We start from the raw sequence: 12,074 nt of genomic DNA on the forward strand, positions 1-12,074 counted from the left end.
AACCCACGTCAAGGGGTCGGGGGATGACGGTTTGGGCACGCGGACGCCTTGCGCGCAGCCCCGGCACGGCCGGTTTCCGGTACAAGCGGCCCCGCGAAAAAACTGGGTTACCCCGCCTGCGTACGGGCGTCCCGGTGCCGGTAGTACACGGCCTCGGAAGGGGCGAGCGGCTCCTTGCCGAGGATGAGGTCCGCCGCCTTCTCCGCGATCATCATCACCGGCGCGTAGATGTTGCCGTTGGTGACATAGGGCATCACCGAGGCGTCGACGACACGCAGCCCCTCGACGCCGTGGACGCGCATGCTGGCCGGGTCGACGACGGCCATCTCGTCGGTGCCCATCTTGCAGGTGCAGGAGGGGTGCAGGGCGGTCTCGCCGTCCTTGGCGACCCAGGCGAGGATCTCCTCGTCGGTCTCGACGGACGGGCCGGGCGAGATCTCCCCGCCGTTGAAGGGGGCCAGGGCGGGCTGGTTGAGCAGCTTGCGCGCGACGCGGATCGCCTCGACCCACTCGCGGCGGTCCTGTTCGGTGGACAGGTAGTTGAAGCGCAGCGCCGGGTGTTCCTCCGGGTCCCTGCTCCTGATCTTCACCGAGCCGAGGGCGTCGGAGTACATGGGGCCCACGTGCACCTGGTACCCGTGTCCGCCGGCGGGCACCGAGCCGTCGTAGCGGACCGCGATCGGCAGGAAGTGGAACATCAGGTTGGGGTAGTCGACGTCGTCGTTGCTGCGCGCGAAGCCGCCCGCCTCGAAGTGGTTGGTCGCCGCGGGGCCCTTGCGGAAGAGCCATTGCAGCCCGATGAAGGGGGCGCGCCATTTCGCGAGATACGGCTGCATGGAGACGGGCTGCTTGCAGGCGTACTGGATGTACACCTCCAGGTGGTCCTGCAGGTTCTCGCCGACGCCCGGCAGGTCGTGGACGACGTCGATGCCGAGCGCGCGCAGCTCCTCGGCGTTGCCGATGCCGGAGAGCTGGAGCAGCTGCGGGGAGTTGATGGCGCCGCCGCAGAGGATGACCTCCTTGGCGCGCACCTGCTGGAGCGCCCCGCGGCCGCGCCGGTACTCGACGCCGACGGCCTTCCTGCCCTCGAAGAGGACGCGGGTGACGAGGGCGCGCGTGGTGACGGTGAGGTTGGGACGCTTCCTGACGGGCTTCAGGTAGGCCTTGGAGGCGGAGAGCCGGCGTCCGCGGTGGACGTTGCGGTCGAACTTGGCGAAGCCTTCCTGCCGGTAGCCGTTGACGTCCTCGGTGGGCGCGTAGCCGGCCTCCTCGGTGGCCTTCTGGAAGGCGGTGAAGAGCGGGTTGGTGGCCGGGCCGCGCTCCAGGACGAGCGGGCCGTCGTGGCCGCGGAACTCGTCGTCAGGGTCGGCCGCGAGGCAGTTCTCCATGCGCTTGAAGTACGGCAGGCAGTGCGCGTAGTCCCAGGTCTCCATGCCGGGATCGGCGGCCCAGCGCTCGTAGTCCATGGGGTTGCCGCGCTGGAAGATCATGCCGTTGATGCTGCTGGAGCCGCCCAGCACCTTGCCGCGGGCGTGGTAGACGCGCCGACCGCCCATGTGGGGCTCGGGCTCGGACTCGTACTTCCAGTCGTAGAAACGGCTGCCGATCGGATAGGTCAGCGCCGCGGGCATGTGGATGAAGACGTCCCACGGGTAGTCGGGCCGCCCTGCCTCCAGGACCAGCACCCGGTTTCCCGGGTCGGCGGAGAGCCGGTTGGCCAGTGCGCTGCCGGCCGATCCACCGCCGACGATGACGAAGTCGTACTGCTGAGGAGCCATGGTGCCTCGTCTCGCTCGCGCCGTAGATACGCGCGGCATGCTAGTACGAGTAGCGTGATACGCACCAGGTTGCGAAGCGCGCAACTTGCACGACATATGCACAGGGTCCGCGAAACATACTTCCGCCCTTGTTGTTTACCCGCCGTATAGTTGCGTTGTGAGCAACTACAACCCGGATAACGAAACGACAGGGTCGTCGAGCGGCGGAGTGCAGTCCGTGGACCGGGCCATTCACGTGATGGAGATCCTGGCCCAGCGCGGCGAGGCGGGCGTCAGCGAGGTCGCCGCCGAGATCGACGTCCACAAGTCCACGGCGTTCCGGCTCCTGGGCGCTCTGGAAGCGCGCGGCCTGGTGGAACAGGCAGGGGAACGCGGCAAGTACCGCCTCGGTTTCGGCATCGTGCGCCTGGCCGGCGCGGTCACCGGACGCATCGACATCACCCAGCAGAGCCGCCCGGTCTGCGAGGACCTGGCCGAGGAGCTCGGCGAGACGGTGAACCTCGCCGTGATGCAGGAGCGCTACGCCGTCAACCTGTACCAGGTGCGCGGCCCGGGGGCCGTCACCGCGCAGAACTGGGTCGGCCAGCTGACCCCGCTGCATGCCACGTCGAGCGGCAAGATCCTGCTGGCCCACCTGCCCGCCAAGGAGCGCTCCGCGCTGCTGACGGAGGCCGGCCTGAAGAAGGTCACCCCGCGCACCATCACCGCGAAGACGAAGCTCGAGAAGAACCTCGCCGAGGCCCGGGAGCGCGGTTACGCCTGGGCCCTCGAGGAGCTGGAGCTGGGCCTGCACGCCATGGCCGCGCCGGTGCGCGACCGGGACGGGGAGGTCATCGCGGCGCTCAGCGCCTCGGGACCCTCGTACCGGCTCTCCGAGGAGCGCCTGCACGAGCTCGCCCCGGTCCTGGTCAAGGGCGCCGAGGAGATCAGCCACCGCATGGGTTACCTGGGCTGAGCCCCCAGCCGGGCCTGGACCCAGTCGTGGAACTCGCCGATGTGGTGCTCGCTGGGCACCAGCACACCGCCCTTGGCGTACAGCCGTGAGCCCATCCCCGGCTGAGTGCGCTCGCACGCGTCGAAGTCCTGCCGGTTGACCCGGTCGAAGAGCTCCACCGACCGGCTGACGTCCTTCCCGGACTCCACGACGTGCGGCAGGTACAGCCAGTCGCACTCGACGATCGTCCGGTCGACGGCCAGCGGGTACATCCGGTGGAAGATCACGTGGTCGGGCACGAGATTGACGAACACCTGCGGTCGCACGGTGATCGCGTAGTAGCGCCGGTCCTGGTCCTCGGAGACCCCCGGAATGCGGTCCAGGCCCTCCGAACCGTCGACGGTGAAGCCCCTGACGTCCTCGCCGAACTCCGCGCCGTGCCCCACGTAGTACTGCGCCGCGTATCCGTCGGCGAACTCCGGGAGCACCTCGGTGAGTTCGGGATGGATCGTCGCGCAGTGGTAGCACTCCATGAAGTTCTCGATGATCAGCTTCCAGTTGGCCTTCACGTCGTAGACGATGCGCCGGCCGACCCTGAGGTCCTCGATGCCGTAGCGCTCGATCGACTCGGTGTCGCCGAGGCGGTCGATCACGTCCTGCACGACCTCGTCGAAGGGCGGCGGGTCCTCCGCGAGGCACACCCACACATAGCCGAGCCACTCGCGCACGGCCACGCTCGCCAGTCCGTACTCGGTGCGGCCCACGTCCGGCATCTTGGTCAGGTTGGGCGCGGCGACGAGCTTTCCGGTGAGGTCGTACGTCCAGGCGTGGTACGGGCACTGGAAGGCACGCTTGACCTCGCCGGACTCCTCGGTGCACAGCTTGGCCCCGCGGTGCCGGCAGACGTTGAAGTAGGCGCGGATCGAGTTGTCCCGCGCGCGGGTGACCAGGATGCTCTCCCGGCCCACCTGCACGGTCTTGAAGGCGCCGGGTTTGGGCAGGTCGAAGGCGCGCACGGCGCAGAACCACATCGCTTCGAAGATGCGGTCCTGCTCCTGGGCGAAGATCCCGGGATCCGTGTAGGCGGCGCCGGGGAGGGTGGCGATCAGGCTGTCGGGCAGGCTGGTCGAGGTCACAGTGCACTCCTCGGGGAACGTCGTGGGCCTGTGGTGCACGCCGGGACGAGCGGACGGCGTTCTGAACGGAGCGACAGCGGCGGTGCTGCCGGGCCGCTGCGGCGAGCGGCTTGCGCGTGTGTCAGGCCGCCGCGGCGAGCTGCTTGCGCCAGCGCATGAACAGCCGCGGCTGGTTCATCCCGAGCACGGCGACCGGATGCCCGGAGCGCCGGTAGACGGCCAGGACGTTGCGGTCGTCCCGGGCGCCTTCCTCGATCGTCACGCTGTCGGCCGCGGCCGCGTGACCGGCGAACTGGATCTTCACGCCGTACTGGTCGGACCAGAAGTACGGCGGCCTCGGCGTGGCCGGTTCCACCGCGCCGCCCGCCAGCAGCGCGGTCACGGCCGCGTCGGGCCGCTCCCGGGCGCCGGTCCAGTGCTCGACGCGACGGTGCAGGCCCGCGCGCGGGTCGTACCAGGAGGCGCAGTCGCCGACCGCGACCACGCCGGGCAGACCGGTGCGGCCGTCGGCGCCGCACCTGACGCCGTCGTCGAGTTCGAGACCGGAGCCCGCGAGCCACTCGACGCAGGGCCGGGCGCCGACCCCCACGACCACGATGTCGGCGGGGATGCCACGGCCGTCCTCCAGCAGGACGGTGTCGACGCGGCCCTCGCCGGCCAGTCCCCTGACGCCCACGCCGCACAGCAGCCGTACGCCGTGGTCCGCGTGGAGCGCGGAGACGATCCCGCCCATGGTCGCGCCGAGAGGTCCGGCCAGCGGGGTGGGGGCGGCTTCCACGACGGTCACGTCGAGCCCGAGGGCGTACGCGGTGGAGGCGACCTCGGCGCCGATGAAGCCGCCGCCGATCACCACCAGCCGTCCGCCGCGGGCCAGTTCGTCGCGCAGGGCGCGGGCGTCGTCCAGGGTGCGCAGGGTGTGCACCCCGGCCAGACCGTCCGTGCCGGGCAGGGTCCGGGCGGCGGCGCCGGTCGCGATGACGACGCCGTCCGCCCGTACCTGGCTGCCGTCGGCGAGCCGTACGGCGCGCTGCGGGCCGTCGAGGCCGACGGCGCGGACGCCGAGCAGCCACTCCACCCGCAGGTCCTCCTCGTCCGACTCCAGGGCGAGATCGGTCTCGCCCAGGGAGCCGGCCAGGAATTCCTTGGACAACGGGGGCCTGTCGTACGGACGGTGGAGTTCGTCGCCGATGACGACGAGCCGTCCGTCGTAGCCCTGCTTCCGCAGCGAGCGCGCCGCCGACAGACCGGCGAGCGAGGCGCCCACCACGGCGACCGTCCTCACGCGGGTCCGCCGGCGAGCCTGGCCGCGACGCAGGGCGGCAGGTTGGGCGCGTCCAGGGAGAGCCGGACGTAGATCATGCCGTCCTCGACGTGGACCTCGTGGGTGCGCACCGGACGCTTGGCCGGCGGGGCGTCGACGGCACCGGTGCGCAGGTCGAACTTCGAGGCGTGCAGCGGGCATTCGACCTCGCAGCCCTCCAGCCAGCCGTCGGCGAGCGAGGCGTCCTGATGGGTGCAGGTGTCGTCGATGGCGAAGACCTCGCCGTCGTCGGTGTGGAACACCGAGACCGGCGGATCGATGTCGAGCCGGTAGGCCTCGCCTCGGGGGAGATCCACGAGACGGCACGCGGGAATCATCATGACACCTCGGTGCGTATAGCGAAACGGATTGCGTTGAACGCAACGTCAGTTTGAGGGCGGCCGCAAACCCTTGTCAAGGAGTCCAAAGGACGGACGCATCGGGGATTTCGCGTTGCTTCATGTGCAACGCTCTGCGTGATGCACAACACCGCGCGCCCGCTCACAGCACCACCACGGACCGCAGCACCTCGCCGCGGTGCATCTTCTCGAACGCCTTCTCCACGTCCCCGAGGCCGATGGTCTCGGAGACGAAGGCGTCCAGGTCGAAGCGCCCGCCCAGGTAGAGGTCGACGAGGGCCGGGAAGTCGCGCGAGGGCAGGCAGTCGCCGTACCAGCTGGACTTCAGGGCACCACCGCGCCCGAAGACGTCGAGCAGCGGCAGCTCCAGTTTCATCTCCGGGGTCGGCACCCCGACCAGCACGACAGTGCCGGCGAGGTCACGGGCGTAGAAGGCCTGCCGGTACGTCTCGGGGCGGCCGACCGCCTCGACGACCACGTCGGCGCCGAAGCCGCCGGTCAGCTCGCGCACCGCCGCCACGACGTCCGTCGCCGAGCCGTCGACGGTGTGGGTGGCGCCCATCCTCGTGGCCCGCTCCAGCTTGCGCGTGTCGACGTCGACGGCGATGACCTTGGTCGCGCCCGCGAGCCGTGCCCCCGCGACGGCGGCCATGCCGACGCCGCCGCACCCGATGACGGCGACGGAGTCCCCGCGGCCCACGGCACCGGTGTTCACGGCCGCGCCGAAGCCCGCCATCACACCGCAGCCGAGGAGTCCCGCGGCGGTGGCCGGGGCCGCCGGGTCCACCCTGGTGCACTGTCCGGCGGCGACCAGGGTCTTCTCAGCGAAGGCACCGATGCCGAGGGCGGGCGAGAGCGGGGTGCCGTCGAGCAGGGTCATCGGCTGGGTCGCGTTGTGGGTGGCGAAGCAGTACCAGGGCCTGCCCTTGCTGCAGGCCCGGCACTTTCCGCACACCGCCCGCCAGTTGAGGATGACGAAGTCACCCGGTTCCAGACCGGTGACGTCCTCGCCGACGGCCTCGACGCGTCCGGCCGCCTCGTGTCCGAGCAGGAAGGGGAAGTCGTCGTTGATCCCGCCCTCCCGGTAGTGGAGATCGGTGTGGCAGACCCCGCACGCCTCGACCTTCACCAGCGCCTCGCCCGGTCCGGGGTCGGGGACCACGATCGTCTCGACGGAGACCGGGGCTCCCTTCGCGCGGGCGACGACAGCACGAACCTCATGAGCCATGGGTCACTCCTCCGGCAGACCTGCGGGTTGCCTCATCCGATACACGCATCACCATGCGCAACTGAGCATCGAGGAGGGTCGGCCACGGGTCAAGAGGTCGGTTCCGGCCGGATCGCCGCGACGGACCCTTCCGGACAGGTCCATCCGCCCCTCGAAGGGGTTGGGTCAAGAAAGGACAGTTGACGACATGTCCCCACGGTGAGCGCCCTGGTGCACTGAGATGGCCCCGACCGGCGCACGCACGGGCAGGGATGGACATGGGCAACGTCGTGAATCCACAGCCACCGGGGCAGACACAGCCCGACACCCAGCACGCGTGCCTGCGCGGCGGGGGTTCTCCGGGGGCGGGCATGTCGGGGGCGGGCGCTTCGGCTGCGGCCGCCTCAGGGGCGGGGACTTCCTGTACGGCCGTCTCAGGAGCCCCCACCGCAGAGGCCCCGGCCCCGGCCCTGGCCCCGGACATCCTCACCCCGAAGGCAGCCGTCCCGGGACGCCCCCGCTCCGCACCCCCCGTCTCCGGAGCCGCCGAGGAGCGGTTTCGGGGGCTGCTGGAGGCCGCGCCGGACGCCATGGTCATCGTCGACGACGCCGGGATCATCAAGCTCGTCAACGCACAGACCGAGGCACTCTTCGGCTACGCCCGCGAGGACCTGCTCGGCCGTCCCGTCGAACTGCTCATGCCGCACCGCTTCCGCGGCCAGCACGGCGTGCACCGCGGCCGGTACGCCGCCAACCGCCAGGTCCGGCCGATGGGCGCCGGACTCGATCTGCACGGCCTGCGCCAGGACGGCACCGAGTTCCCCGTCGAGATCAGCCTGAGCCCGATGGAGACGGCGGACGGCCTGCTGGTCTCCGCCGCCGTCCGGGACGTCAGCGACCGCAAGGCCGCCGAGGCCCGCATCAACGAACTGGCCGCGCTCGTCGAGTCCTCCCAGGACGCGATCCTCGCCAAGACCCTGGACGGCTACATCACCTACTGGAACGCGGCCGCCCAGCGGCTGTACGGCTACACCGCCGAGGAGGCCATCGGCCGCCACGTGTCGATGCTCTCCCCCGCCGCACTGCACGGCGACATCAACGCCCTGCTGAAACGGCTGCGGCACGGCGAGAAGGTGGAGCACTTCGAGACACTGCGGGTCACCAAGCACGGCGCCCTTCTGGACGTCGACGTCACCCTGTGGCCGACCCGGGACACCCAGGGCAAGGTCGTCGGAGCCTGCGCCATCGTCCGGGACATCAGCGACCGCAAACGCGCGGAGGCCGAACTCACCGAACTGTACGAGCAGCAGCGGCACATCGCGCTCACCCTCCAGCGCAGCCTCATGGGCACCCCGCCCGCCCTGCCCGGCCTCGCCACCGCCAGCCGCTACCGCCCGGCCACCCAGGGCGCCGGCGTCGGCGGCGACTGGTTCGACCTGATCCCCCTCGGGGCCGGGCGCGTGGGGGTGCTCATCGGCGACGTCATGGGCCGCGGCCTGGAGGCGGCCGCCGTCATGGGCCAGCTGCGCTCGGCCGCGCACGCTCTCGCCAAGACCGGGATGCAGCCACGGCAGCTGATGCAGGAGCTGGAGAGCTGCGTCACCGACCTCGACGTCCCCGACCAGCTCGTCACCTGCTGCTATCTGACGATCGCCCCGGACACCGGCACGGTCACCGTCTGCTCCGCCGGCCATCTGCCGACCCTGGTCGCCATCCCCGGCGAGGGGGTGCGCAGCCTGGCCGTACCGGTCAACGCGCCGCTCGGGGTCGGTGACGTGCTCTACGAGCAGTCGTCCGTGGCGGTCCCGCCCGGTGCCACCCTCATCCTCTACACCGACGGCCTCATCGAGACTCCCGGCAGCGACATCGAGGAACGCGTCGGTGAACTCACCTCGGTGCTCGCCGAGTTCTTCCTCGTCCCGCCGTGCCTGGAGGCCGCCGCCGACCACGTCCTCGCCGGCCTGCTGCCGGACGCGGAGAGCCACAACGACGACGTCACCCTCCTGCTCGCCCAGTTGCCGGACGCGCCGCCGGACGCGGTGACCACCGACCTCGCCTCCGCCCCCTCGTCGGTCCCGGAGGGCAGGGCCTTCCTGAACAAGGCCCTGCTCTCCTGGGACTGCGTCTCCCTGGCGGACGAGGCGCTGCTTCTGATCTCCGAGATCCTCACCAACGCCGTCCAGCACGCCGAGGGCCCCATCGGCGTCCGCCTGTGCCGCACGGCCACCGGTCTCACCGTCGAGGTGAGCGACCACAGCCCGCATCTGCCCCAGCCCCGCCGCGCCGCCGACGACGAGGAGTCCGGCCGCGGCCTCCTCCTGGTCAGGACCCTCGCCGACACCTGGGGCGTCCGCCCGACGGACGAGGGCAAGACGACCTGGTTCACGCTGAAGCTGTGAGACCGGCTCGCGCGCGAGCGCCCGGACGGGCCCGGAGCCGCGCGAGCGGAAACGCCCCACGACCGCCCCGCACGCCCTGCGACGCCGTGCCCGCCCCGCACGCCCTGCGACGCCCCGTGCCCGCCCCGAACGCCGTGCGACGCCCCGAACGCCGTGTCACTCCCCCACGTACGCCGCCAGATGCTCCGCCGTCACCGTCGCCCCCGTCGCGACCAGCTCCGCCGGTGTCCCCTCGAACACGATCCGCCCGCCGTCGTGGCCCGCCCCGGGGCCGAGGTCGATGATCCAGTCGGCGTGGGCCATGACCGCCTGGTGGTGTTCGACGACGATGACGGACTTGCCGGAGTCCACGAGCCGGTCGAGCAGACCGAGGAGCTGCTCGACATCGGCGAGGTGCAGACCCGTGGTCGGCTCGTCGAGGATGTACACGCCCGCCTTGTCCCCCATGTGGGTCGCCAGCTTCAGCCGCTGCCGCTCACCGCCGGACAGTGTGGTGAGCGGCTGGCCGAGGGTGAGATAGCCGAGCCCGACGTCCGAGAGGCGTTCCAGGATCCGGTGCGCGGCCGGCGTGCGCGCCTCGCCGGTGCTGAAGAACTCCTCCGCCTCCGTCACCGGCATCGCGAGCACCTCGCTGATGTCCCGCCCGCCGAGGTGGTACTCGAGGACCGAGGCCTGGAACCGCTTCCCCTCGCACTCCTCACAGGTCGTCGCGACCCCGGCCATCATCGCGAGGTCGGTGTACACGACCCCGGCCCCGTTGCAGGTCGGGCAGGCGCCTTCGGAGTTCGCGCTGAACAGTGCCGGCTTCACACCGTTGACCTTCGCGAACGCCTTGCGGATCGGTTCGAGCAGTCCGGTGTACGTCGCCGGGTTGCTGCGCCTCGAACCGCGGATGGCGCCCTGGTCCACGGACACGATGTCCTCGGAGGCCGGGATCGACCCGTGCACGAGCGAGCTCTTGCCGGATCCGGCGACCCCGGTGATCACGGTCAGCACGCCGAGCGGGATGTCGACGTCGACGTCCTGGAGGTTGTGCGTGCTCGCACCGCGGATCTCCAGCGCCCCGGTCGCCTTGCGGACCGTGTCCTTGATGCCGGCCCGGTCGTCGAAGTGACGGCCGGTGACGGTCTCGCTGGTGCGCAGCCCTTCGACGGTGCCCTCGAAGCAGACCGTGCCGCCCGCCGTACCGGCGCCGGGACCGAGGTCGACGACATGGTCGGCGATCGCGATCGTCTCCGGCTTGTGCTCCACGACCAGCACCGTGTTGCCCTTGTCCCGCAGGCGCAGCAGCAGGTTGTTCATGCGCTGGATGTCATGGGGGTGCAGCCCGATCGTGGGCTCGTCGAAGACGTAGGTGACGTCGGTGAGGGAGGAGCCGAGGTGGCGGATCATCTTGGTGCGCTGGGCCTCGCCGCCGGAGAGCGTGCCCGAGGGGCGGTCGAGGGAGAGATAGCCGAGCCCGATCTCCACGAACGAGTCGAGGGTCTCCCCCAGCGCGGTCAGCAGCGGCCCGACGGACGGCTCGTCCAGCGCGCGCACCCATGCGGCGAGGTCGCTGATCTGCATGGCGCAGGCGTCGGCGATGCTGATCCCCTTGATCTTCGAGGAGCGGGCGCCGTCGTTGAGCCGGGTTCCCTCGCAGTCGGGACACACCATGAAGGTGATCGCGCGGTCCACGAACTCGCGGATGTGCGGCTGCATGGACTCGCGGTCCTTGGCGAGCATCGACTTCTGGATCCGCGGGACGAGACCCTCGTAGGTCATGTTGATGCCGGCGATCTTCATCCGGGTCGGCTCGCGGTACAGGAAGTCCTGCAGCTCGCGCTTGGTGAACCGGCGGATCGGCTTGTCCGCGTCGAAGAAGCCGGACTCGCTGTAGAGGCGGTAGTTCCAGCCGCCGGCCTTGTAGCCGGGGATGGTCATGGCGCCCTCGTTCAGGGACTTGGAGTCGTCGTAGAGCTGGGCGAGGTCGATGTCGTTGACCGTGCCCCGGCCCTCGCAGCGCGCGCACATGCCGCCGACGATGCTGAAGCTGCGGCGCTCCTTCACGGTCTGTCCGCCGCGCTCCACGGTGACCGCGCCCGCACCGCTGATCGAGGCGACGTTGAAGGAGAACGCCTTGGGCGAGCCGATGTGCGGGGTGCCGAGTCTGCTGAAGAGGATGCGCAGCATCGCGTTGGTGTCGGTGACGGTGCCGACGGTGGAGCGCGGGTCGCCGCCCAGACGCTGCTGGTCGACGGTGATCGCGGTGGTCAGTCCGTCGAGGACGTCGACCTCGGGCCGCGCCAGGGTCGGCATGAAGCCCTGGACGAAGGCGCTGTAGGTCTCGTTGATCAGCCGCTGCGACTCGGCGGCGATGGTGTCGAAGACCAGGGAGCTCTTGCCGGAGCCGGAGACTCCGGTGAAGACCGTGAGCCGGCGCTTCGGGATCTCGATGCTGACGTCCTTGAGGTTGTTCTCGCGCGCCCCGTGCACACGGATCAGGTCGTGGCTGTCAGCGGCGTGCCGGTCGCCCGAAGTGGCCTTGCTCATGATCTTTCGTCCTCCCGTTACGACAACTTCGAACACTATGTCGACGCGCGCGTCTCAGCGCAGCTCCTGGACCCGGATCAGATGTCCCGCGGGGTCCAGGAAGGCACAGTCCCGGATGCCGTACCGCTGCTCGATCGGCTCCTGGATCACTTCGGCCCGGGCCTGGAGCCGCTCGAAGACGGCGTCGAGGTCGGGAGCGGCGAGCAGGAGCCCGGGCTCGTCGCCCGCCGGGCACAGGACGAGGGACGTGCCGGCCTGCCCCGCGGGACCGACCGTGATCCACCGCATCCGGCCACGGCCGACGTCACCGCGGACCTGGAAGCCCAGGACGTCCCGGTAGAAGGCCAGCGAGGCCTCGGGGTCGTCGTGCGGGAGGAAGCTCGCCCGGATCGTGAAGTCCATGTCCGTCACGCTAGCCACGGCCCCGGG

General features: G+C 70.6%; 9 protein-coding genes. 2 read left to right on the forward strand and 7 right to left on the reverse strand.

Annotation, left to right across the window (positions count from 1 at the left end):
• Nucleotides 1-107: 107 nt before the first annotated feature.
• Nucleotides 108-1,778 carry a choline dehydrogenase gene (gene betA, locus IOD14_RS28375; RefSeq protein ID WP_212671905.1) on the reverse strand — a complete coding sequence of 557 codons (1,671 nt, stop codon included), beginning with the start codon at nt 1,776-1,778 and terminating at the stop codon, nt 108-110.
• 208 nt (nt 1,779-1,986) lie between these two features.
• Between betA and IOD14_RS28380 the strand changes: the two genes are divergently transcribed.
• A complete protein-coding gene (locus IOD14_RS28380) occupies nt 1,987-2,733 on the forward strand; it encodes an IclR family transcriptional regulator (protein ID WP_123992528.1) in 747 nt (248 codons plus the stop codon).
• On the opposite strand, the gene IOD14_RS28385 is transcribed toward IOD14_RS28380, so the two are convergent.
• From IOD14_RS28385 to IOD14_RS28400, 4 genes are all read right to left on the reverse strand, one after another.
• The gene (locus IOD14_RS28385) at nt 2,721-3,848 is read right to left on the reverse strand and encodes an aromatic ring-hydroxylating dioxygenase subunit alpha (protein WP_123987650.1); all 1,128 of its coding nucleotides are present in this window, start codon (nt 3,846-3,848) and stop codon (nt 2,721-2,723) included. The genes IOD14_RS28380 and IOD14_RS28385 overlap by 13 nt on opposite strands.
• A gap of 121 nt (nt 3,849-3,969) precedes the next feature.
• Nucleotides 3,970-5,130, reverse strand: coding sequence for an FAD-dependent oxidoreductase (locus IOD14_RS28390; RefSeq protein WP_174269060.1), 1,161 nt, complete (start codon nt 5,128-5,130; stop codon nt 3,970-3,972).
• On the reverse strand, nt 5,127-5,489 hold the full coding sequence (locus IOD14_RS28395) for a bifunctional 3-phenylpropionate/cinnamic acid dioxygenase ferredoxin subunit (RefSeq protein WP_037710117.1): 363 nt from the start codon (nt 5,487-5,489) through the stop codon (nt 5,127-5,129). Before IOD14_RS28395 ends, IOD14_RS28390 begins: the two co-directional genes overlap by 4 nt.
• 160 nt (nt 5,490-5,649) lie before the next feature.
• Nucleotides 5,650-6,735, reverse strand: a complete 1,086-nt coding sequence (locus IOD14_RS28400) for an S-(hydroxymethyl)mycothiol dehydrogenase (protein WP_123987651.1) — start codon at nt 6,733-6,735, stop codon at nt 5,650-5,652.
• Between the two features lie 257 nt (nt 6,736-6,992).
• Between IOD14_RS28400 and IOD14_RS28405 the strand changes: the two genes are divergently transcribed.
• A complete protein-coding gene (locus tag IOD14_RS28405; protein WP_249126095.1) occupies nt 6,993-9,113 on the forward strand; it encodes a PAS domain S-box protein in 2,121 nt (706 codons plus the stop codon).
• Nucleotides 9,114-9,269: 156 nt separating this feature from the next.
• Here the strand turns inward: IOD14_RS28405 and IOD14_RS28410 are convergent, their stop codons facing one another.
• Together IOD14_RS28410 and IOD14_RS28415 are read right to left on the reverse strand one after the other, a co-directional pair.
• Nucleotides 9,270-11,645 (reverse strand): excinuclease ABC subunit UvrA, encoded by a 2,376-nt coding sequence (locus tag IOD14_RS28410; protein WP_123987654.1) that lies wholly within the window; start codon nt 11,643-11,645, stop codon nt 9,270-9,272.
• A gap of 54 nt (nt 11,646-11,699) precedes the next feature.
• Complete coding sequence (locus IOD14_RS28415) at nt 11,700-12,047, reverse strand: VOC family protein (protein WP_123987655.1); 348 nt, start codon at nt 12,045-12,047, stop codon at nt 11,700-11,702.
• Between the last annotated feature and the right edge of the window lie 27 nt (nt 12,048-12,074).

The sequence above is a fragment of the Streptomyces sp. A2-16 genome (assembly GCF_018128905.1).
GTDB lineage: Bacteria > Actinomycetota > Actinomycetes > Streptomycetales > Streptomycetaceae > Streptomyces.